This window comes from Xanthomonas sp. 1678 (assembly GCF_031455575.1).
GTDB lineage: Bacteria > Pseudomonadota > Gammaproteobacteria > Xanthomonadales > Xanthomonadaceae > Xanthomonas_A.
The window spans coordinates 24,044-45,239 of the sequence record NZ_JAVDSZ010000013.1 but is presented as its reverse complement, the minus strand read 5'-3'; the positions used below and the strand labels follow the sequence as shown (position 1 = coordinate 45,239).

Annotated in this window: 19 protein-coding genes and 1 tRNA gene; 8 read left to right on the top strand and 12 right to left on the bottom strand. The window is 68.5% G+C overall.

Going from position 1 to position 21,196, the window contains the following annotated elements; translation table 11 throughout:
- Positions 1–3 precede the first annotated feature (3 nt).
- Positions 4–867 carry an A24 family peptidase gene (locus J2Y70_RS19200; protein ID WP_263395460.1) on the top strand — a complete coding sequence of 288 codons (864 nt, stop codon included), beginning with the start codon at positions 4–6 and terminating at the stop codon, positions 865–867.
- A 13-nt stretch (positions 868–880) separates the two neighbouring features.
- Positions 881–1,501 (top strand): dephospho-CoA kinase, encoded by a 621-nt coding sequence (gene coaE / locus J2Y70_RS19195; protein ID WP_309921207.1) that lies wholly within the window; start codon positions 881–883, stop codon positions 1,499–1,501.
- A 119-nt stretch (positions 1,502–1,620) separates the two neighbouring features.
- On the opposite strand, the gene J2Y70_RS19190 is transcribed toward coaE, so the two are convergent.
- The 4 genes from J2Y70_RS19190 to rimK all read right to left on the bottom strand — a co-directional run bounded on the left by J2Y70_RS19190 (position 1,621) and on the right by rimK (position 5,257).
- On the bottom strand, positions 1,621–2,955 hold the full coding sequence (locus tag J2Y70_RS19190; protein WP_309921204.1) for a HAMP domain-containing sensor histidine kinase: 1,335 nt from the start codon (positions 2,953–2,955) through the stop codon (positions 1,621–1,623).
- Entirely contained in the window at positions 2,948–3,625 is a 678-nt protein-coding gene (locus tag J2Y70_RS19185; RefSeq protein ID WP_145703507.1) for a response regulator transcription factor, read from the bottom strand. The genes J2Y70_RS19190 and J2Y70_RS19185 overlap by 8 nt, the downstream gene beginning before the upstream one ends.
- 14 nt (positions 3,626–3,639) lie before the next feature.
- Entirely contained in the window at positions 3,640–4,098 is a 459-nt protein-coding gene (locus J2Y70_RS19180) for a hypothetical protein (RefSeq protein ID WP_309921201.1), read from the bottom strand.
- Positions 4,099–4,363: 265 nt separating this feature from the next.
- Positions 4,364–5,257: a 30S ribosomal protein S6--L-glutamate ligase gene (gene rimK, locus J2Y70_RS19175; RefSeq protein ID WP_309921198.1), complete on the bottom strand. Its 894-nt coding sequence runs from the start codon at positions 5,255–5,257 to the stop codon at positions 4,364–4,366.
- 296 nt (positions 5,258–5,553) lie between these two features.
- On the opposite strand from rimK, the gene J2Y70_RS19170 reads away from it, so the two are divergent.
- A complete protein-coding gene (locus tag J2Y70_RS19170; protein WP_309921197.1) occupies positions 5,554–7,863 on the top strand; it encodes a TonB-dependent receptor in 2,310 nt (769 codons plus the stop codon).
- Between the two features lie 268 nt (positions 7,864–8,131).
- Here J2Y70_RS19170 and J2Y70_RS19165 read toward each other — a convergent pair whose 3' ends face one another.
- The 5 genes from J2Y70_RS19165 to J2Y70_RS19145 form a co-directional block, all read right to left on the bottom strand.
- Positions 8,132–10,153 carry a phosphocholine-specific phospholipase C gene (locus J2Y70_RS19165; protein WP_309921194.1) on the bottom strand — a complete coding sequence of 674 codons (2,022 nt, stop codon included), beginning with the start codon at positions 10,151–10,153 and terminating at the stop codon, positions 8,132–8,134.
- Between the two features lie 400 nt (positions 10,154–10,553).
- Complete coding sequence (locus tag J2Y70_RS19160) at positions 10,554–11,384, bottom strand: alpha/beta hydrolase (RefSeq protein WP_309921191.1); 831 nt, start codon at positions 11,382–11,384, stop codon at positions 10,554–10,556.
- 112 nt (positions 11,385–11,496) lie between these two features.
- Positions 11,497–11,976, bottom strand: a complete 480-nt coding sequence (locus tag J2Y70_RS19155) for a response regulator (RefSeq protein WP_309921186.1) — start codon at positions 11,974–11,976, stop codon at positions 11,497–11,499.
- Between the two features lie 17 nt (positions 11,977–11,993).
- A complete protein-coding gene (locus tag J2Y70_RS19150; RefSeq protein ID WP_309921183.1) occupies positions 11,994–12,641 on the bottom strand; it encodes a response regulator transcription factor in 648 nt (215 codons plus the stop codon).
- A complete protein-coding gene (locus tag J2Y70_RS19145) occupies positions 12,638–14,599 on the bottom strand; it encodes an ATP-binding protein (protein WP_309921180.1) in 1,962 nt (653 codons plus the stop codon). Before J2Y70_RS19145 ends, J2Y70_RS19150 begins: the two co-directional genes overlap by 4 nt.
- A 383-nt stretch (positions 14,600–14,982) precedes the next feature.
- On the opposite strand from J2Y70_RS19145, the gene J2Y70_RS19140 reads away from it, so the two are divergent.
- The 4 genes from J2Y70_RS19140 (at position 14,983) to J2Y70_RS19125 (ending at position 17,217) form a co-directional block, all read left to right on the top strand.
- Positions 14,983–15,501 carry a Dps family protein gene (locus tag J2Y70_RS19140; RefSeq protein ID WP_263395471.1) on the top strand — a complete coding sequence of 173 codons (519 nt, stop codon included), beginning with the start codon at positions 14,983–14,985 and terminating at the stop codon, positions 15,499–15,501.
- Positions 15,502–15,540: 39 nt separating this feature from the next.
- Positions 15,541–16,059, top strand: a complete 519-nt coding sequence (locus J2Y70_RS19135) for an ester cyclase (RefSeq protein WP_309921176.1) — start codon at positions 15,541–15,543, stop codon at positions 16,057–16,059.
- A 20-nt stretch (positions 16,060–16,079) separates the two neighbouring features.
- Positions 16,080–16,706: an isochorismatase family protein gene (locus tag J2Y70_RS19130; RefSeq protein WP_309921174.1), complete on the top strand. Its 627-nt coding sequence runs from the start codon at positions 16,080–16,082 to the stop codon at positions 16,704–16,706.
- An 85-nt stretch (positions 16,707–16,791) separates the two neighbouring features.
- Positions 16,792–17,217, top strand: coding sequence for a hypothetical protein (locus J2Y70_RS19125; protein WP_309921171.1), 426 nt, complete (start codon positions 16,792–16,794; stop codon positions 17,215–17,217).
- Here J2Y70_RS19125 and J2Y70_RS19120 read toward each other — a convergent pair.
- Positions 17,214–17,411, bottom strand: coding sequence for a hypothetical protein (locus J2Y70_RS19120; RefSeq protein WP_309921168.1), 198 nt, complete (start codon positions 17,409–17,411; stop codon positions 17,214–17,216). The two genes, J2Y70_RS19125 and J2Y70_RS19120, sit on opposite strands and share 4 nt — an antisense overlap.
- A 40-nt stretch (positions 17,412–17,451) precedes the next feature.
- Between J2Y70_RS19120 and J2Y70_RS19115 the strand changes: the two genes are divergently transcribed.
- Positions 17,452–18,810: a serine hydrolase gene (locus J2Y70_RS19115; protein ID WP_309921165.1), complete on the top strand. Its 1,359-nt coding sequence runs from the start codon at positions 17,452–17,454 to the stop codon at positions 18,808–18,810.
- A 183-nt stretch (positions 18,811–18,993) separates the two neighbouring features.
- Here the strand turns inward: J2Y70_RS19115 and J2Y70_RS19110 are convergent.
- A tRNA-Gly gene (locus J2Y70_RS19110) sits at positions 18,994–19,067 on the bottom strand.
- Between the two features lie 271 nt (positions 19,068–19,338).
- Positions 19,339–21,159, bottom strand: a complete 1,821-nt coding sequence (locus J2Y70_RS19105; protein WP_309921162.1) for an autotransporter domain-containing protein — start codon at positions 21,157–21,159, stop codon at positions 19,339–19,341.
- Between the last annotated feature and the right edge of the window lie 37 nt (positions 21,160–21,196).

The following is a 21,196-nucleotide window of genomic DNA, read 5'->3' as shown; positions in this document are numbered from 1 at the left end:
TTAATGGCATTTCTCGATCAACACCCCGGCCTCGGCTTTCCCGCCGCGGCGGGGTTGGGCTTGCTGGTGGGCAGTTTCCTCAACGTGGTGATCCTGCGCCTGCCTAAGCGCATGGAGTGGCAGTGGAAGCGCGATTCGCGCGAGATCCTGGAGTTGCCGGACATCTACGATCCGCCACCGCCCGGGATCGTGGTCGAGCCCTCGCACTGCCCGCACTGCAAGCACAAGCTGTCCTGGTACGAGAACATTCCGCTGTTCAGCTGGCTGGCGCTGCGCGGCAAGTGCCGGCATTGCCATGCGCCGATCTCGATCCAGTACCCGCTGGTGGAGATGCTGACCAGCCTGCTGGTGGTCGCCAGCGTCTGGCGCTTCGGCTTCGGTTGGCAAGGGTTCGGGGCGATCGTATTCAGTTGTTTCCTGGTCGCGATGTCGGGGATCGACCTGCGCACTCGCCTGTTGCCGGACCAGCTGACCTTGCCGCTGATGTGGCTGGGCCTGGTCGGCAGCATGGACAATCTGTACATGCCGGCCAAGCCGGCGTTGCTCGGCGCGGCAGTCGGCTATGTGTCGCTGTGGTCGGTGTGGTGGCTGTTCAAGCAGATCACCGGCAAGGAAGGCATGGGCCATGGCGACTTCAAGCTGCTGGCGGCGATCGGCGCCTGGTGCGGACTGAAGGGCATCCTGCCGACCATCCTGATCTCCTCGCTGGTCGGCGCGATCCTCGGTTCGATCTGGCTGGCGGCCAAGGGCCGCGACCGGGCAACGCCCATTCCGTTCGGCCCCTACCTGGCCATCGCCGGCTGGATCACGTTCTTCTGGGGCACGGAAATCATCGACACCTACATGCGCTGGTCCGGGCTGCGCTGAGCGAGGCGGGGCGGTGAGCGATTTCATCGTCGGCCTGACTGGCGGCGTGGCCTCCGGCAAGAGCGAACTGAGCCGGCGCTTCCAGGCCAAGGGCATCGTCGTCGCCGATGCCGACGTGGCCGCGCGCGCCGTGGTCGCGCCCGGGCATCCGGCGCTTGCGCAGATCGTGGCCCGTTTCGGAGCGCAGATCCTGCGCGAGGACGGCAGCCTCGACCGCGCCGCGCTGCGCCACCGGATCTTCGAAGATTCAGTGGCGCGCCGCGACCTGGAAGCGATCACCCACCCCGCCATTCGTACGCTGATGCAGCAGGCGTGCCGCGAGGCCGCCAGTCCCTATGCGATTGCGGCGATCCCGCTGCTGACCGAAGTCGGCGCGCGCACGGCCTACCCCTGGCTGGATCGGATCGTGGTGGTCGATGCTCCGGAAGCCACGCAGCATGCGCGCCTGATGCAGCGCGACGGCATTACCGCCGAGCTGGCGCAGCGGATGATCGCGGCGCAGGCCACGCGCGCGGCGCGGTTGGCGATTGCCGACGATGTCGTGGTCAACGAGGGCGATGCGTCGCGACTGCAGGACGCGGCCGATGCGCTGGATCGGCAGTACCGCGCATTGGCGGCGGCGAAGATCGCGTAACGGTCCGATCCGGCGATGCGCGCTTTTGTAGGAGCGGCTTCAGCCGCGACTGGATCTACCGGGGAAGCCTGTCGCGGCTGAAGCCGCTCCTACAGGAAGCCGACGCCCGTCCATTTCTGTCACGCCGCCCTGAACCACAGCGTCGCCACCACGCCCTTGGTCGCCCCCGGGCGCACGTTGACCTGCCAGCCGTACAGCTCGCACAGGCGGCTGACGATCGACAGGCCGATGCCGCCGCCCTGCGAGTGCCCGGCGTGGGTGCCGCGGTAGCCGCGCTGGAACAGCTTGGCCGCGTCTTCCTCGCTGAGGCCGGGACCGGAGTCGATCACCTGCACCGCATCGCTCAGCACCCGCACCACCACCTGCCCTTCGTGGGTGTACTTGACCGCATTGCCGATCAGGTTGCCCAGCGCCACCGACAATGCCGCCTCCGGCGCGTCGATGCTCAGGTTGCGTTCGCCCTCCAGCAACAGCTGCAGCGGCTTGCCGCCCAGTTGCGCGCGGTGCGATTCGATCAGTTGCTCGGCGACCTTGGCCACGTTGCTGTTGCCCTGCCCGCGCTCGTTGCGCGACAACAGCAGCAGCGAGCCGATCAGATCGCTGCACTGCTGTTCGGCGCGCTGGATGCGTTGCAGGCGCTGCAGCACCTTGTCGTCGAGATTGGGGCGGGTCAGCAGCAGTTCGGTAGCGCCGCGGATCACCGCCAACGGCGTGCGCAGTTCGTGGCTGACGTCGGCGTTGAACTCGCGGTCGCGCTGCACCACCTCGGTGAGCCTGGCCGAATAGTCGTCCAGCGCCTCGGCCAGCTGCCCGACTTCGTCGTCGGGGAAATGCGGCGCCAGCGGCTTGGGATCGCTGCTGCCGCGATAGGCGCGCAGGCGCGCCGCGAGATCGGAGACCGGGCGCATCACCCGCGACGCCGACCACCAGCCGATCACCAGCGACAACGCACTGAACACCAGCACCGACAGGATCAGGGTGCGGTTGAGCTGCACCTCGCCCTGGATGGTCTGGGTCATGTCATAGGCGAGGAAGAACCACACGTCCTGCGTCTTGCGCACCGCGACCTTGTAGGAGAACGGTTTGCCCGATTCGTCGCGCCCGGAGACGGTGTGGATGCCGTCGGAGAAGTTGTACCACTCCGGCTGCTCGCGCTTGAGCGCTTCGAAGCGATCGCTCTTGACCACCCGGCCGACCATCTGCTGCACCGGCAGGTCGGGGTTCTTCGACGGCGCGGAAAAGAAACGGCGCGCGTACTCGTCGATATTGCGATTCATCACCGCTTCGACCAGCTGGTTCTCCACCCGCGCGCGCGCCCAGTTGGTGGCGAACGCGAACAGTGCCGTCAGGCCGAAGCCCAACAGCACGAAGGAGAGGATGATGCGGCTGCGCAGGCGGCGGCGGTAGCGCCCGCGCCGCCGCACCGCGCGCGGCAACTCCCCAGCTTCAGGCATCGGGCGCGGCGATGCGGTAGCCGATGCCGTGGCGGGTCTGGATCATCGGTACGTCGAAGGGCTTGTCGACCACCGCGCGCAGGCCGTGGATGTGCACGCGCAGTGAATCGGAGTCCGGCAGCTCCTCGCCCCAGACGCGAGTTTCCAGCTCCTGCCGGGTCACCACCGCGGGCGAGGCTTCCATCAGCGCCTGCAGGATCTTCAGCGCGGTCGGGTTGAGCTGCAGCAGCTTGCCCTGGCGCCGAACTTCCAGCGTGTCCAGGTTGTATTCCAGGTCGCCGGTCTCCAGCACGCGGGTGTGCACGCCCTTGCCGCGGCGCGACAGCGCGTTGAGCCGCACTTCCACTTCCTGCAGCGCGAACGGCTTGATCAGGTAGTCGTCGGCGCCGGAATCGAAGCCCGCCAGCTTGTTGTCCAGCGAGTCGCGCGCGGTGAGCATCAGCACCGGGGTCTGCTTGCGCGCTTCGTTGCGCAGCTTGCGGCACACTTCGATGCCGTCCATGCCCGGCAGGTTGAGGTCGAGCACGATCGCGTCGAATTCGTGCACCACCGCCAGGTGCAGGCCGGTGACGCCATCGGCGGCGAAATCCACCGTATGCCCGCGGTCCTCGAGGTAGTCGCCCAGGTTGGCAGCGATATCGCTGTTGTCTTCGATCACTAGAATTCGCACCAACATTTACCCCGTCAGTCGTACTTGCCAGTTGGATTGCGCCGCATCAGTTCCTGCGCATCCTCGTTGTCGCGGCGGCGTTCCGCCACGGTCTTGCATTGCGTCGTGGTACGCAGCGATCCGGTGACCGCTTCGCGCCTGCAGATCAGCCGGCTGTCCGCCGATGCCTTGGTCAGCAGCGCGTTGACCGTTTCCTGATCGTTGAACAACACGACCTTTTCTTCCTCGCGCAGCGTGTCGACGTCGGGATGGGCGTTGAGCACCGTCGCCATGCGCGACAGTGCCGCTTCCACCTTGCCGCGATCTTCTGTGCCGAGTTCGGAATAGGTCTTGCCGTCGTCCAACTGCTGGCGAATTGTACTGAGTTGCTGCGCGAACGATTTCTTCACGTTCATGGGCGCCTCACCTTTCGGCGCAGCGACCGCGCTGCACGCGAGCGCCATCCCCAGCATCAAACCGATCACGCTTTTCATCCCTGTCCCCTAGGCGATTGGTGGTGTGAATCACAAATGTAGCCCCCCGGCGAACGGGGCCGCAAGCTGCAAGCAACCTTGGTCCGCCGGGTCGCCGAAAAACCGGCCCGCGGGAACAAAAAGGCCCAAGCGGCAAGGCCGCTTGGGCCGAAAGGTATATCCCGATTACCGTTCCTGCTGAGGAGGGCAGAGCTGCGGTCCGACGAAGCATACGCAGGCGCGAATTAAACCCGTGTTAAGCCAGAATGGCCGGACAGATATCGCCTTAAGTAGCTGATTTCTTTCGGATCACGCTCGCCTCGAGGTGCTCGATGACCTTGCCGGCGATGTCCAACCCGCAGACCGCCTCGATCCCCTCCAGGCCGGGGGTGGAGTTGACCTCCAGCACCAGCGGACCGCGCCGCGAGCGGATCAGGTCGACCCCGGCCACGCCCAGGCCCAGGGCCTTGGCCGAGCGCACCGCCACCTCCTGTTCGCCGCGGCTGGCGGTCGCCAGCTGCGCGCTGCCGCCGACATGCAGGTTGGAGCGGAAGTCGCCTTCCGGCGCCTGCCGGCGCATCGCCGCGACCACCTGGTTGCCGACCACGAAGCAGCGCAGGTCGGCGCCCTCGGCCTCGCCGATGAACTCCTGCACCAGGAAATTGGCGTACAGGCCGCGCAGCGCCTCGACCACGCCGCGCGAGGCGCTGGTCTTCTCGGTGAGGATCACGCCAGTGCCCTGGGTGCCTTCGTTCAACTTCACCACGTGCGGCGGCGGCCCCAGCATCGACAGCAGGTCGCCGGTGTCGTCGGGGTTGTCGCCGAACACGGTCATCGGCATGTCGATGCCCTTGGCCGCCAGCAACTGGTGGGCGCGCAGCTTGTCGCGCGCGCGCAGGATCGCGTCGGATGGATTGGGCGTGCGCACGCCCATCATCTCCAACTGGCGCAGCACCGCGGTGCCGTAGCGGGTGACGGAATTGCCGATGCGCGGCAGCACCGCGTCGTAGCCGGTGATCGGCTTGCCCTTGTAATGCATGGTGAAGGAGCCGGCGGCGATGCGCATGTAGCAGCGCAACGGGTCGAGCACGCGCACCGTATGCCCGCGTTCGCGACCGGCCTCGACCAGGCGGCGCGTCGAATACAGCTTGGTGTTGCGGGACAGGATGGCGAGCTTCATCGAGGCGCGACGGCGGTGGCTGGCCCGGCATCATACGTTGCGCCGTCGGCACCGCGGCATCGGCGCGATGCCGGCGCTGACCGGCGGCTGGCGCATGTACGCGGCAGCGCGTAGTACGTGGCCTGCGGGTGCGAGCTCGACCGGCGCCGCCGGGCTGTCCCACAGCCGACACGGGACCGCCCCGAAACCTTCACAAAACGGTTGCATGGTGGCGGGCGGGCCACACCGGCCGTGTGCTGGCTGTCACGCATCACGCGGTGGGTCCCCACGCCTCCCCACCTTTTATTGGAATTTCGATGATCCCCACCTCCAGACCCTTGCGCCTGCATGCGCTGGTGCTCGCCGTCGCGTCCGCGCTGCCGGCCTTCGCCGCGCTGGCCGAGACCGCGCCGGTTGCCGATGGCGCCAGCGCCGATGCGGCGAGCGCCACCAGCGGCAGCGATGCGACGATGCTCGACGCGATCACCGTGGTGTCCACCGGCACCACCCGCCAGGTGCAGCGCATCACCCGCGAGGACATCGGCACCGCCGCCCCCGGCACCAGCGCGCTGAAGGTGCTGGACAAGCTGCCCGGCGTGCAGTTCCAGTCGGCCGATGCGTGGGGCGCCTACGAGTGGTCGACCGCGATCACCCTGCACGGCTTCGACCAGAGCCGCCTCGGCTTCACCCTGGACGGCATCCCGCTGGGCACCATGAACTACGGCGTCAGCGACGGCCTGCAGGTGACCCGCGCGATCATCTCCGAGAACGTGGGCTCGGTGGAGCTGGCGCAGGGCGCCGGCGCGCTGGGCACCGCCTCAAGCAGCAACCTCGGCGGCACCGTGCGCTACTACTCCGACGACCCGGATGCCGAGCCGGGCATCCGCTTCAGCCAGACCTTCGGCTCCGATTCCGCGCGCCGCACCTACCTGCGCGGCGACATCGGCGACCTCAACGGGTTCTCGATGTACACCGCGCTGGTGCACGGCGAAACCGACAAGTGGAAGGGCTACGGCAACAACGAGTACAGCCAGGCCAACGTCAAGGCGCTGTACCAGTGGGGCGACGGCAACCGGGTCAGCCTGTTCCTGGACAGCTCCAAGCGCAAGGAATACGACATCATGGACCTGTCGCTGACCTCGCAGAAGGCGCTGGGCTGGGACTGGGACTACCTGATGCCGGACTGGAACAGCGCGGTGCAGATCGCCAACGCGCTCAACGGCAACGGCAGCTATCCGGCATCGTTGAACGCCCTGCCCGCCGACTACGGCAAGGCCGACGCGTCGTACTACTCCGGCGCCGGCCTGCGCGACGACAACCTGGCCGCGCTCAGCGGCGCCTTCAACCTCGGCGGCACGGCCACGCTGAACCTGGCCGGCTACTACCACGACAACACCGGCGAAGGGCAGTGGACCACGCCGTACGTGCCCTCCTCGGCCACGGTGCCGCTGTCGATGCGCACCACCGATTACCGGCTCAACCGGCATGGCGTCACCGCGTCGCTGAACTTCACCGTCGCCGGCAACGAGATCGAGATCGGCGGCTGGTACCAGAACGCCAAGACCGTGCAGGAGCGCAACTACTTCCTGCTCGATGGCGCGTTCACCGATCTGTTCTACTTCAACAAGGCCGGCACCCGGTTCGAGCGCGGCTTCTCCCAGCACTACGAAACCGACACGCGCATGTTCTATGCGCAGGACACGCTGCGCCTGCTCGACGACCGCCTGACCGTGAACTTCGGCGCCAAGAAACTGCAGGTGGACACCACCTCGCAGTCGCTGGTGCCGACCACGTCCTACGCGGTCGGCGAAATCAAGGCCGATTCGGACCTGCTGCCGCAGGTGGGCGTGAACTACAAGCTCGACGAGCATCAGGAAATCTACGCGTCCTACAACAAGAACATGGCCGGCTTCGGCTTCACGCCGTTCCAGGAATCGCAGGCGGCGTTCGACGCGATCAAGAGCTCGCTGGAGCCGGAGACCGCGCAGACCTACGAACTGGGCTACCGCGTGCGTGGCGACGGCATCGAGGCGTCGCTGGCGCTGTACCACACCACTTTCGACGACCGCCTGCTGGTGACCTCGCCGTGCACCGCGATCCAGACCTGCGCGGCCACGCTCAACAACGTCGGTTCGGTACGTAGCCAGGGCGCCGACCTGGCGGTGATGTGGCGCCCGATCGCGCAGCTGCGCTGGTTGAACTCGCTGTCCTACAACGACGCCACCTACCAGGACGACTACCTCAGCGGCGGCGTGGTCGCCACCGCCGGCAAGCGCGTGGTCGGCATCCCGGAGTGGATGTTCTCCAGCAGCCTGGCCTACGAAAACGCCGGCTGGCACGCGGCGCTGGACGGCAAGTACACCGGCCGCCGCTACATCAGCTACCTCAACGACTCGTCGGTACCGAGCTACTGGCGCTTCGACCTGAGCGCGGGCTACGACTTCGGTCAGGTCGGCATGTTCCAGAACCTGGGCCTGAGCGCCAACGTCACCAACCTGCTGGACAAGCGCTACTTCGCCACGGTCGGCACCAACGGTTACGTGGTCTCCGATCCGAATGGCTACAACCAGACGCTGATGGCCGGCGCGCCGCGGCAGTTCTTCGTCACCTTCAGCGGCAAGTTCTAGGCCGACATCGCCAGGGAAGGCGATGCGCCGCCGTTGCATTGGGTAACGGCGGCGGTTGCATCGGAATGCCGCATAAGTAAAGAAGCCGCCGTTGGCGGCTTCTTTTTTTTGCGTCTATTACATGCCCGAGTGGTCTGTCGCGGCTGAAGCCGCTCCTACAGAGGCGCGGCGTGCGTGGTGCCAGCCTTTTGCGCGTGGTGCCAGCCTTTTGTAGGAGCGGCTTCAGCCGCGACACACAGCCAAGGCCGCCTGAACCCCGCTGCCGCAGCTAACCCGCAACGACGCGACCGATCGCCGGGTCGCTCATGCTCGGGCGGCCGGTCTCGATATGCCCGGCCAGGCGCCGCCGCCACTGCGGCATGGCCTCACTCGCGATCTCCAGGTCGTACCAGTGGTGCTGGGCCTGCAGCGGGAAGCGCAGCACCTGGTGCGCGCCGGCGGCCAGTTCCTGCATCTGTTCCGCTCCGCCACGGTAGCTGTCGCGGATGCGCAGCCGGCACGCCTGTGTGCCGGCATTGCGCAGCTCCAGCAGCAGGCATTGCGTGGTCGCCTCGTAGTCGGCCTCGGCCTGCAATCCGGCGTCGGCTACGCCATCGCCGTGGAATTCACGCAGGAAGCCGTTGGGGCCATGCACGCGCAAGGCATAGCCAGCATCGGCCGCGGCGCCGCGCCATGCGCGCGCATCCTGCAATTCGCTGCCCGCCGCCACCGTGTAGAACCACGGGCCGGCACCACCGCCATCGGCGTAGGCATTCAGGGCGACGCCGACGGCGCCGCGATTGACCATCCGCAACGCCGTGCCCTGCGCTCCGGGCTGCAGGCGCACGTCGAAATCGTAGGGTAGCGCGCGCGCCGGGCGCTGTCCGGGCTCCTGCACCGGCAGCGCCTGCTGCGCGGGCCGTTGCGGCAGCGGCAAGGCCGCGGTCGCGTCGACACGGGCGATGAAATCGCGCGTGTCGGGCAGGGCGACGCGGGCGTCGTCGTGGCCGGCGAAATCCAGCGCCGAGGTCAGGTCGCCGGCGATCGCGCGGCGCCACGGGCCGATGTTGGGTTCGGCGACGCCGAAGCGGCGCTCCAGGAAACGGATCACCGAGGTGTGGTCGAACACCTGCGAATCGACCCAGCCGCCGCGGCTCCACGGCGACACTACCAGCATCGGCACGCGCGGACCGAGGCCGACCGGAACGCCGTGGTAGTTCTCGCCGCGCAGATCCACGTTGCTGGCGCCGATGGCCGGATCGGTCGCCGGCAGCGCCGGCGGCACGTGGTCGAAGAAGCCGTCGTTCTCGTCGTAGTTGATAAGGAACACGGTCTTGGACCAGACCTCCGGCGAGGCCGCCAGCACCTCCAGCAGGCGCGCGCTCAGCGATTCGCCATACGCCGGCGTGCCCTGCGGATGCTCGCTGAGCAGGTACGGCGCCACGATCCACGACACCTGCGGCAGCTTGCCGCTGCGCACGTCGCGTTCGAACGCAGCGACCAGGTGTTCGCCGCGCGAGGCCTTGGCGTTGTCGGCGGTGGAACCGGGCACGATCGCGCGACCACGCTGGTACAAGGGCGAGCTGCGGTCCAGATTGCGGAAATTGGCGAAGTACGGGTGGCTGTTGTCGCCGTAGTTGTCGAATTCCTGGTAGACCTGCCAGCTGACCCCGGCCTGCTGCAGGCGCTCGGAATAGGTGGTCCACGTGTAGCCGGGGAACGCCGGGTTGTCGCGCGCCATGTCGCCGGTCCAGTTGCCGTCGTCGCGGTTGTTCACCGCCTGCTCGCCGTCGTTGCCCACGTCCAGGCCGCTGGTGCCGGTGAACATGTACATGCGGTTGGGATTGGTCGGGCCGAACAGCGAGGCGTGGTAGCCGTCGCAGATGGTGAAGGCGTCGGCCAACGCGTAGTAGAACGGCAGGTCCTCGCGCTGGAAGTGGCCCATGGTCATCGCCGTCTTCTGCGCGATCCACGCGTCGTGGTGCTTCCAGGTCTCGTGCGAGCCCTTCCAGTGGTGGTCCAGGCCCTCCATCGACTGCGCGCTGCTGGTCTGGGCGTTCAGGCGGAACGGCAGAACGTAGCGATCGCCGGCGCCGGCCTCGGGCTGGTACCAGACCGGGCGGCCGCTGGGCAGGCGCAGCGGCCGTGGATCGCCGAAGCCGCGCACTCCGCGCAGGCACCCGAAGTAGTGGTCGAACGAGCGGTTCTCCTGCATCAGGATCACCACGTGCTGCACGTCCTGCACGGTGCCGGTGACCCGCGCCGGCGGCACCGCCAGCGCGCTGCGGATCGCGCCGGGCAACAGCGGCATGACCGCCCCCGCGCCGAGGGCCAGGGATGCACTGGCGAGGAAACGGCGACGACTGTGTTCGACCATGGGGGAGAGACCGGCAACGAGCATGCGCTCACGAGCCTGCCAGCGTAGACGCCGCGGATGAAGCGGGTTTGACAGCACGCCGAATCGGACGAGCAGGTTCGACCAACTACGCGAGCGAGCGTGGCGAATACATGCTTCCATTCGTCGTGGCGCCCTGACCACCGTCTTCGCTACGGCAGGACGGCGGTCTCGGCAAGGCGGTGCGGGCACGCCAGTGCATTCGCCCATCTGTCGCTACCGCGTGGCGGCCGATCGAGATCGAATCGGCCGCCGCGTGGGTACCGCTGCATGCGACAGGAGCGGAGCGGGTGCCCCGCTCCTGCGCAAGCCCGCCTCAGCCCTGGATGAAGGCCAGCAGGTCGGGGTTGATCACATCGGCGTGGGTCGTGCACATGCCGTGCGGATAGCCCGGGTAGACCTTCAGCGAGCCGTTCTTCAGCAGCTTGGCCGAGAGCAGGCCGGAGTCGGCGATCGGCACCACCTGATCGTCGTCGCCGTGCATCACCAGGGTGGGCACGTCCATCGCTTTCAGGTCTTCGGTGAAGTCGGTTTCCGAGAACGCCTTGATCCCTTCGTAGTGCGGCTTGGCGCCGCCGATCATGCCCTGCCGCCACCAGTTCTGGATCGCGCCCTGCGAGACCTGGGCGCCCGGACGGTTGAAGCCGTAGAACGGGCCGCTGGCGAAGTCGAGATAGAACTGCGAGCGGTTGGCGGCGAGTCCGGCACGGATGCCGTCGAACACCTCCATCGGCAGTCCGCCCGGGTTGGCTGCGGTCTTGAGCATGATCGGCGGCACGGAACTGATCAGCACCGCCTTGGCCACGCGGCCCTTGCCATGCGCGACGACATAGCGCGCCACTTCGCCGCCGCCGGTCGAATGGCCGATATGCACCGCATTGCGCAGGTCCAGATGTTCGACGACGGCGGCCACGTCGGCGGCGTAATGGTCCATGTCGTGGCCGTCGCTGACCTGGCTGGAACGGCCGTGGCCGCGCCGGTCGTGCGCGACGACGCGGAAGCCCTTGCCGAGGAAGTACAGCATCTGCGCGTCCCAGTCGTCGCTCGACAGCGGCCAGCCATGGTGGAAATAGATCGGCTGGGCCGTCTTGGGGCCCCAATCCTTGAAGAAGATCTCGACGCCGTCGTTGGTGGTGATCGTGCTCATCGGTTTGCCTTTGTTGGGTGAGGGGTGAAGTGCAGACACAGACTAGGGAATCGGGTGGCGGGCGGAAATCCTACGCTCGGCTTGCCGCCTCATACGAAGGTGTGGGTCGCCGCTACGACGCGCCGTTGCCGGCGAGCGCGCTGGCAAGACAACGGGCGATGCGGTCGCCATCGACCGGCTTGTCGAGGAACGCGCAGGCGCCGCGCGCCATGACCCGGGTGCGGACCATTTCGGCGGGGAACGCGGTCATGAAGATCATCGGGAAGCTGCGGCCGCGCGCGAGCAATTCGGCCTGCAGTTGTTCGCCGCTCATCCGCGGCATCTGCATGTCGGCGATCAGGCAGTCCGGATCGGCGCGCCCCCGCTCGTCCAGGAACTCGGTGGCCGAGCCGTAGCTTCGGATCTCGTAGCCGAACGAGCGCAACAGACTGGACAAGGAGGTTCTCACCCCTTCGTCGTCGTCGATGATCGCGATTACGGCAGCCTGGCTATCCACGGGGGTCCTTCGTACCGCGTGTCGCACGTCAAGTGCGTCCGGTGCGCGGCCGATGCCCCTTTGTCCCATTTCGCCGGTGCGGCGAAAATCATACACAGGTTTGCCCGTGGCCCTCAGGGTCGGGAAACCCCCAGCGTTTCGGCGCTGCGCACCAGGTCGGCGAGCGAGCGTACGCCCATCTTGCGCATGACGTTGCCGCGATGGATCTTCACCGTGATCTCGCTCAGGCCCAGCTCGCCGGCGACCTGCTTGTTCATCAGCCCGGACACCACCAACGCCAGCACCTCGCGCTCGCGCGGCGTCAGCGTGGCGTACCTGGCGTGCAGCGCCTGCACCGCGCCGCTGGCCACGCGCCGCTGCCGGTCGCGCTCGATCGCCGCGCTGACCGCATCCAGCATGTCCTGGTCGCGGAACGGCTTGGACAGGAAATCGACCGCGCCAGCCTTCATCGCCCGCACCGTCATTGGGATATCGCCATGGCCGGTCATGAATACGATCGGCAGGTGGATGCCGTTGCGCGCGAGCTGGTCCTGGAAGTCCAGGCCGCTGATCCCCGGCAGCCGCACGTCGAGCACGATGCATCCGCACACGTCCGCCAGCGCCGCCTGCAGCAGCTCCGCCGGGGAGGCGAAGATCCGCGTGCGCAGGCCGATCGAGCGCAACAGGCTGTCCAGCGAATCGCGCACCGCCGCATCGTCGTCCACGACCACCACCACGGGCGGGCCGGGTGCGGCGGCGTGCGTCGGCGCCTGCCCGCTCATGCCTGCGGAGCGCCGGGCGTTGCCGCCAACAGCAGGCGGAAGCTCGCGCCCTGGCCGGGCGCGCTTTCCACCGACAAGTGCCCGCCGTGCGCTTCGGCGGTGGTCCTGCAGATCGCCAGCCCCATGCCCATGCCCTGCTGTTTGGTGGTGAAGAACGGATCGAACAACCGCTGCAGATGCTCCGCGGCGATGCCCGGGCCGGTGTCGGCGACCATGATTGCGAGCGTATCGTGCGCAGCCCGCATCGCGCGAATGCGCAACACGCGCGGCGCGGATTGCCCCGCCATCGCCTGGCTGGCGTTGACCATCAGATTGACCAGCACCTGCTGCAGCTGGATGCGGTCGCCGACCACGGCCGGCAGATCCGGCTGCAGGTCCACCTGCAACGCCACCTGGCCGCGCGCGAACTCGTGCTCCACCAGGCGCACCGCGTCCTCGACCAGCGCGGCGGCGCTCAGCGCGTCGCGCTTCATCGGCGCCTTGCTCAGGAAATCGCGCACGCCCCTGACGATCTCACTGGCGCGGCGCCCTTCGGCAATGATGCGGCCGAGGGCGGCATCCACTTCGTACAGGTCGGGCACGTCGCGATGCAGCCAGCGCATCGCCGCCTCGCCGTTGGTCACCACCGCCATCAGCGGTTGGTTGACCTCGTGCGCGATCGACGCGGTCAGTTCGCCCAGCGTCGCCACCCGCGCGGCATGCGCCAGTTCCACCTGCGCGGTCAGCAGCGCGCGTTGCGCCTGCTTGCGTTCCGAGTGGTCCACCACGAACACCAGCACGCAGCCGTCATCGTCCGGACCAGGGAAAGTGATGGTGAAAAGCACCGGAATGCGGCGTCCATCGGCGCGGACGATCTCGGTCTCGCCCTCGTGGAAGGCATCGCCCGCGACGAACGCGGCCAGGGCCGCGGCGAAGCTGCGTTCGCCTTCGCCCAGCAGGTCGTCGACCGAGCTTCGCGCATGCAGCGCGGCGTCGCCGCCGACCATGGACAGGAACGCCGGGTTCAGCCCGTCGATCCTGGTCAGCCGGCGCGCGCGTTCGACGAACTCTGGGCGTTCGGCCAGATAGGCGTTCAGGGCTGCGGTGTCGTGCAGCCCAAGCGCGGCCAGCTCGGCCCGCAGCGCGGTCCAGTCCTGCTGCGCGACACCGATGCGGCTGGCATCGAACATCCGCCGGTAGCGGCGCTCGCTCTGCACCAGCGCCGCATAGGCGGCCTTGCGCTCGGTGACGTCGGTATGCGTCTCCAGCACGCCCATCGGCGCTTCGTGGGGATCGCGCTGCAGCACCCAGCGGCTCTCCACGACCAGCGTGGCGCCGGCCCTGGTGCGCTGCTCGAGCACGCCGTTCCAGGCGCCTGCGTCCAGCAGCATGGCCTCGATCGCCTGCCGCTGGATCGGATAGCGGGTATCGAGCAGGTCGTCCGCGACCCGGCCGAGCGCCTGCTGCGCCGACCAGCCATACACCTCCTCGGCGGTGCGGTTCCAGAAGGTGATCACGCCGAAGCGATCGCGCACGAAGATCATGTCGTGCGACAGGTCCAGCAAGGTGGCCTGGGCGCACAGCGCCTTCATCGCCTTCTGGTTCTGCAGCAGCAGCACCGCGGTGGTCGCGATCGCCGCCAGGCTGACGATGGCGCGCAAGGTCTGCGAGCCGACCTGCGCGACGCCGTGCGTGTCCACATAGGTGGCGATGGTGAGGGCGGCACCGCTCAGCGCGGTCACCACCATGTCGCTGCGCCGCGCGGTGCGCGCCACCAGCAGCAGGGCGACGACGTACAGCACCGCGATGGCGCCTTCGAGCGCGGTGAAGGTATCGACCACGAAGATGGCGCACATCAGCAGCCCCGCGACCAGGCGCAGCGCCAGCCTGCGCCGACTGGCGCCCGCGTAGGCCCATGCCCCGGCGTCCGATCGCAGCGGCGAAAGCGCGAAGCGCTGCTTGCGAGACGGGGTGAACAAGGAATGCCTCCGGGGATGGGAACGCGCGCGACCGCGCAGGCGACCACGGCCAAGCGCCCTGGCCAACGCGGCACCTGCGGCAACAGGCACGGTAGGACCTGCTTCGCGCGGCGTCTTGGATGCCGTTGCCTTATCTGCGGACCAGCGGCGAGCCCGGCCGCGAGGCGCCAGCCGCGCACGACGCCGGGGCGGCACCCGGCGTCGCCGTCGCGGCCGGCCCCACACCAAGGTATGAGGCGGCGAAACGATCCGCCGATGTCCGCGCCCTCGCCCGCCGCCTAACCTCTGCCTCGTCGAGTGGAGCGGCATCGCGGCACCACTCGCCCACGGACCGCCGCGGCACCGCCCCGGCAGCAGGCAGGCCCTTCAACAGGAGACACCCCATGGATACCGTTTCGATCAAGTCGCGCCAGAGCAGCGCGCTGCACACGCCGACCGATCTCGGCGCCCAGGCCACCACCGATATCGGCGCGGCGCTGAACGTGCTGCTGGCGGATACGTTCGCGCTCTACCTGAAGACCAAGAACTTCCACTGGCACCTGTCCGGACCGCATTTCCGCGACTACCACCTGCTGCTCGACGAACAGGGCGACCAGATCTTCGCCACCACCGACGCGATCGCCGAGCGCGCGCGCAAGGTCGGCGCGACCACGCTGCGCTCGATCGGCCATATCCACCGCCTGCAGCGGCTGCTCGACAACGACGCCGACTACGTGACGCCGCAGGACATGCTGGCCGAACTGGCCGAGGACAATCGCCGGCTCACCGGCTTCCTGCGCGCGACCCATGCGGTATGCGACGAGCACCACGACGTCGCCACCACCAGCCTGATCGAAGTGTGGATCGACGAGGCCGAACGCCGCGCCTGGTTCCTCTACGAAAGCTCCCGCGCCGCGCGCTGAACCCGTGCGCGGATGCACGCAGCGACAAGGAACCGAACCATGCACATCAAGATGCCGCTGCCCGCACTGCTCGCCGCACTGCTCGCCGCCAGCCCGGCGCCCGGCCATGCGGCCGCCCCGCCGGCTACAGCCGGCGCCATCGGCCATGCCGACATCCAGCGCTGGGCCGAGGCCTGGAACAGCCACGACATCGACACGGTCATGACCCTGTTCACCCCCGACGTGGTGATCCACCAGCCCAGCAATCCCAAGCCGCTCGACGCGGCCGGGACGCGCGCGTTCTTCGCGATGATCTTCAAGGCCTATCCCGACTTCCACGTGACCCTGACCGACGCGCTGGTCGACGGCATGCAGGGCGTGTCGGTCGAACGGGTCACCGGCACCTGGAGCGGCCCCTACGTGGACCCGGCGACCGGCAAGACCACGCCCGGCAATGGCCGCCGCTTCGACCACCCCGGGGTCATGCTGCTCCACTACCGGGCCGACCACCGGATCGACGAAGTCACGATCTACTGGGACCGGCTGACCGTCGACCAGCAACTCGGCATCGCGCCGTAACCCCGCCCCTGGAGCGCATCATGAGCGATCTTCCCCTGCTGACCCCGGACGCGTGCGCGCTGGTGCTGGTCGACGCACAGGCCGGCCTGGCCTTCGCCGCCGGCTCCGCCGACCGCCAGTCCCTGCGCAGCAATGCCGTGGCGCTCGCGCGCAGCGCCGTCGCCTTCGCCGTGCCGGTGGTGGTCAGCACCTCCGCGTCGAAGGTCTACAGCGGCCCGCTGATGCCGCCGCTGCGCGCGGCGCTGCCGGACATCGTGCCGATCGAGCGGCGCAACATGAACCTGTGGGAAGACGCGGCGGCCAAGGCGGCCGTCGTCGCCACCGGCCGCAAGACCCTGGTCTTCGCCGGGCTGCTGACCGAAGCCTGCGTCAGCTTCCCGGTGCTGTCGGCGCTGGCCGACGGCTACAAGGTGCATGTGGTGGCCGATGCCTGCGGCGGGCTGACCGCCGCCAGCCACGATGCCGCATTGCGACGCATGGAACAGGCAGGCGCAGTCATGACCTCGTGGCTGCAGTTCCTGCTGGAACTGCAGCGCGACTGGACCCGGCAGGCCACCTACGAGGCTGCACGCAGCATCGTCGTCGACCACGGCGGCGGCTACGGCATCGGCCTCGACTACGCCCGCGACATGATCAAGCCCGCCTGAGGCAGCGCGCGCCGCGGCGCCACGCGCGCACCGAGCACCCCATGGAGGCGCCGCAATGCCCGCAACAGCCCAAGGAACATCGCCAATGACCGACCTGCCACCGCCTCCACCGCCCGTCATCACCCAGGAGTTGCGCATCGTCGATGCGCAGGGTCGCCCGCGGATGCTGCTGTCGGCGCTGAACGGCGTCCCTGAGATCATGCTGCTGCGCGAGGACGGCAGCACCGGCACGCGCGTCGCGCTCGACGCCGCCGAACGCCCGGCGCTGACGCTGCTCAACCCACTCGCCGCCGGCCCGCACGCCACCGTCGAAATCGACGACAAGGGCGCGCACCTGCTGCTGGAACGCCCAGGCGGCGCCTCGTCCTACCTGTTCCTCAACGACGCCGGCGGCTCGGGCGTGGTGCTGATCGCGGCGGACGGCCAGCGCCGCCTCAGCGCCACCCTCGCCGCCGATGGCAGCAGCAGGATCGAGCGCGCGGAAGACTCCCACGCGCCGGCAACCAACTAGGCGAGGACGAACGGCCAGGCATCGACGAAGCCCGGCGAACACGGATCGTCGACCGCAACCGCGCGTGTTGCGATGCGCGCAGCGATGCCCGAGCGGACCGCCTTGCTCGCCGGGTCGACCCGGATCGGCCCGAGCACACCGCTCAACCAGGCCACACCGCTGGCATCGATCAACACGTCGTTCGGCGCCAGCACCGGGAACTCCCCTCGCCATGGCGCCAGGCAGTATCGCGGCGTGTCGATCGGCGTGCATGTACGGATGAAACGGCCTGGCGCGCCGTACTCGCGACCACCGGCTCCCGCTCGACCGAACGCCCTGCGCCGCGGCGACACGCCGAAACCCGCACCCGTGCGATCGCCCGCAACTGATACAGTCGATGCGCCGAATCGGCACGGACGCGGCCTTCGCTCCACGCCGCCACAGCGCGATCGCAACCACATCGGTCTCAGCCAAGCCAGACGCATCGCATTCCGGCGCCGCACCCATTCTGGAGACATTGCCATGCCCGATTCGCCCATTGCGCCCTCGATGTCGCGGCGATCGCTGCTGGCCGCCTCCGGCGTGGCGCTGTTGCTGGCCGCACTGCCTCGCCCCGCATCGGCGGCCGCGAAGGAGGCGCCAAGCATCATCGACGCGTGGGCGAAGGCGAACGGCTTCCAGGGCGTGGTCCTGCTCGCCCGCGACGGCAAGGTCGTCCACGCGCAGCCCTTCGGCATCGTGGACGTGGAAGCGCAGCGGCCGGCGCAGCTCGACGACGTCTACGGCATCGCTTCGATTTCCAAATGGCTCACGACGCTGGCGGTGCTGCGCCTGGTCGAACGGCGCAAGCTCGACCTCGACCGGCCGATCACCGCCTGGCTGCCGGACTATCGCGCCGACACCGGCGCCCGCATCACCCTGCGGCGCCTGCTGTCCAACAGCAGCGGCCTGACCGAACAGTTCGGCCCGGCCGCCAAGGCCGATCCATCGCTGATGACGCTCGACCTGCCGGCCGCCGAGGCGGTGCGCCGGTTCGCCAGCGCCGACCTCGCGTTCGAGCCTGGCGCGAAATTCGACTACATCTTCGCCAACTGGATCGTCGTCTACGCGATCGTCGAAGCGGTCGCCGGCATGCCCTTCGTGGACGCCGTGCGCAGCCTGGTCCTGGACCCGCTGGAGCTGCGCCACACCGGCACCGGCCCGGCGATCGCGACCGCGCCGACCACGGTGCCCTCCTACCGGGCGCTGTCGCCGCCCGAGCGCCGCGCCTACGACAGGCCAGGCTTCATCGCCGCGGCCGGCGGCTATTTCAGCAACGCCCAGGACCTGATGCAGGCCGCGCACCGCGTCTACGACAAGGGATTTCTGTCGCCAGCCTCGCTGCGCCAGCTCAACACGGTGGAAATGCCGGAGGAATATGCGCTCGGCGGCCGCGTGAAGACACTGACGCTGCAGGGCAAGCGCCGCACCTACGCGTGGGAAACCGGCAACACCGCCGGCTACCGCTCGCTGCTCGCGCACCGCCTGGACACGCGCGAGACGATCGTGATCCTCAACAACAGCAGCATGTCGCAGCGCCAGCTCGACGAGTTCGCGATCGCCACGCAGTCCTGAGCGCGCGCATATCGGTTGCGATGCGCCTCTCCGGACACGCCGGTGGCGGCCATTGCGAAAATGCAAGCTGGCTTGCGGGCCATCGAGAAAACAAAGGGAGATTCCAAGGCCGGGCCGGGCAGCGAATTGCGGAGCGGGCTGGAGAATGCGGAGCGCGCCGATTTGCAAGCGCCTTGCAACGACTGGAGCGGGCGAAGGGAATCGAACCCTCGTCAGTAGCTTGGGAAGCTACAGCTCTACCATTGAGCTACGCCCGCGTCGCCGGTGCAGTCTATGCGGTGGGCCGGCGGTTGCGCAAGAAATCGGTGCGACAAAGCTGCGGCGATGGCGCGCCGGCATCGACTTGATCGCGATGCCGGTACTTGCAAGGTGGGATTCTTGTGGGAGGGGCTTCAGCCCCGACGCCTTGTCGACCAAGGCGTCGGGGCTGAAGCCCCTCCCACAACCTGACCTTGCGCTATCGCAAGGTCATGCGCCGCCCATCGTACCCGGCAGCGCCGGGCACGACGGGCAGCCGCGATACCGCCTTTAGAAGCTGCCGCCGAAGTTCACGAACAGCGAGGTGTCGCGCGCGCGGCTCTGGCCGGTGGTGGCGGCGATGCCGACATTGCTCTCCAGGCCCCACACCTTGGTCCGCGCGCCCAGCACCACCGAGGCGTAGTTGCGGTCCATGGCCAGGCCCGGCACCGCGTAGGCGCCCAGCTCGGGCATGGTCTGCAGCCACGCGGTGGCCTGCTCGCCCTTCTTGAACTCGTGGTCGTAGGTCGCCTGCACGTACGGCTTCACCATGCCGGCATCGACGCTGGCCTTCCAGCCGAGGCGGCCGACCAGCGACTCGACGTCCTGATCGTAGTAGCCCAGCGCGCTGGAGTTCGGATTGCTCTCGGTGTAGCCGTCGAGCTTGACCTTCTGCCAGATCGCCGCGGCCACCGGGCCGTGCTTGAACGCGCCCTCGCCGAACTCGTAGCCGCCCTGCAGCGCCGCGGTCAGGTTGCTGCCGTCCGGCGAGCCGTTGTGCTGGATGGTGGCCGCCGCCAGGTTGACCTTGCGCTTGACGTCGTAGCTCAGCCAGCTGTAGCTGACCTGCGCGTTGACCCAGGCGCGCTCGCCGTACCAGCCGGCGAAGCCGCCCAGGGTGCTGTCGTCCTGGGTGTAGTCGCCGCCACGGTTGCCGAAGTCGGCATCCACGCGGCCGAAGCCGCCGAAGCCGCCGAACACCCACTCGCCGCGCGACCAGTCCACGCCGAACAGGCCGGCCGGGGCCAGGCCGTCGTACAGGTCGCCGTGCGAATAGCGCTGCATGTCGCCGCGCAGGTTGCCCCACCAGCGCATGCCGTCCGCTTCCGGGCGGGCATCGACGTGCCAGGCGACCTGGTCGGCGCGCGAGCGGCCGGTGACCTCGGCCGAGTGGCTCAGCACCTGCTGCAGGCGCGGGCCTTCCAGGATCGACAGCGCGTACTGCGCCAGCAGTTCGTGGGTGCGGCCGGTCGGATGGATGCCGTCGGCGAACACGTAGCTGTCGGCCGCGTCGGCGCTGACGTAGCTGGTCGGGTTGCAGGTCAGCGACTGCGCGGTGATCTGCGGCTGGCAGGCGGTGCCGGTGGCGTTGCTGAAACCGTAGGTGGACGGGCTGGCGATCACTTCCTGCAGCAGATGGAAGGTATCCACCGGGATCACCTGCAGCCCGGCGCTCTTGAGCCCGGCGAACAGCGCGCTGTTGTAGCTGCCGGCCAGCGCGGTGCCCTGCGCCATCGTCGTGGCGCCGCCGGCGCGGAAGCGCGGGGTGAGGCCGACGTCGGGGATGGTGGTGACCATGACGTAGCGCGCGCCGGCGTTCTGCAGGCCGGCGACGATGCCCACCTGCGCGGTCACCGAGTTGCCGATCGTGACCTGCGCCGGTGCGCCGGCCGCGACCGCGAGCAGGTCGTTGGCGCCGCCCCACACGCTGTACAGCGCGTTCGGGTCGGCCTTGCCGCCGTTGGCGGACAGATAGTTGCTGGTCTGCGTCGCCAGCGACGGCGCCACGCCCAGCGCGCTCGGGTTGGCCAGGCCGACGCGGGCATTGCCGGCCGCGTAGTTGTCGCCGATCTGGCCGTTGCCGTTGGCGTGGCCGTCGGTGTGGTAGTAGTCGGCGATGTACTGCGCCCACACCCAGTCCGGATTGGTCGTGAACTGGCCGGTCACCGCCTGCGCCGAGGCCGGCAGCAGCGGCCGGTAGTAGCCGGCGTCGGTCAGGCTGTCGCCGAAGAACACGGTGCGGCTATAGGTCTGTTGCGCGAACGCGGGCGCGGCGGCGAGCACGATCGCGGCGGCCAGCAGCGAGCGGAGTGGACGGATGGACGAAGTCATGGATGCCCTCCCGGGCGATAATGAAGGTGACTCGGGG

Excerpts from the sequence above, each read along its gene's own strand:
- J2Y70_RS19200 (WP_263395460.1), top strand. The coding sequence starts at position 4 with ATGGCATTTCTCGATCAACACCCCGGCCTCGGCTTTCCCGCCGCGGCG.
- J2Y70_RS19190 (WP_309921204.1), bottom strand. The coding sequence starts at position 2,955 with ATGCCTGAAGCTGGGGAGTTGCCGCGCGCGGTGCGGCGGCGCGGGCGC.
- J2Y70_RS19180 (WP_309921201.1), bottom strand. The coding sequence starts at position 4,098 with ATGAAAAGCGTGATCGGTTTGATGCTGGGGATGGCGCTCGCGTGCAGC.
- rimK (WP_309921198.1), bottom strand. The coding sequence starts at position 5,257 with ATGAAGCTCGCCATCCTGTCCCGCAACACCAAGCTGTATTCGACGCGC.
- J2Y70_RS19170 (WP_309921197.1), top strand. The coding sequence starts at position 5,554 with ATGATCCCCACCTCCAGACCCTTGCGCCTGCATGCGCTGGTGCTCGCC.
- J2Y70_RS19165 (WP_309921194.1), bottom strand. The coding sequence starts at position 10,153 with ATGCCGCTGTTGCCCGGCGCGATCCGCAGCGCGCTGGCGGTGCCGCCG.
- J2Y70_RS19160 (WP_309921191.1), bottom strand. The coding sequence starts at position 11,384 with ATGAGCACGATCACCACCAACGACGGCGTCGAGATCTTCTTCAAGGAT.
- J2Y70_RS19150 (WP_309921183.1), bottom strand. The coding sequence starts at position 12,641 with ATGAGCGGGCAGGCGCCGACGCACGCCGCCGCACCCGGCCCGCCCGTG.
- J2Y70_RS19140 (WP_263395471.1), top strand. The coding sequence starts at position 14,983 with ATGGATACCGTTTCGATCAAGTCGCGCCAGAGCAGCGCGCTGCACACG.
- J2Y70_RS19135 (WP_309921176.1), top strand. The coding sequence starts at position 15,541 with ATGCACATCAAGATGCCGCTGCCCGCACTGCTCGCCGCACTGCTCGCC.
- J2Y70_RS19130 (WP_309921174.1), top strand. The coding sequence starts at position 16,080 with ATGAGCGATCTTCCCCTGCTGACCCCGGACGCGTGCGCGCTGGTGCTG.
- J2Y70_RS19125 (WP_309921171.1), top strand. The coding sequence starts at position 16,792 with ATGACCGACCTGCCACCGCCTCCACCGCCCGTCATCACCCAGGAGTTG.
- J2Y70_RS19105 (WP_309921162.1), bottom strand. The coding sequence starts at position 21,159 with ATGACTTCGTCCATCCGTCCACTCCGCTCGCTGCTGGCCGCCGCGATC.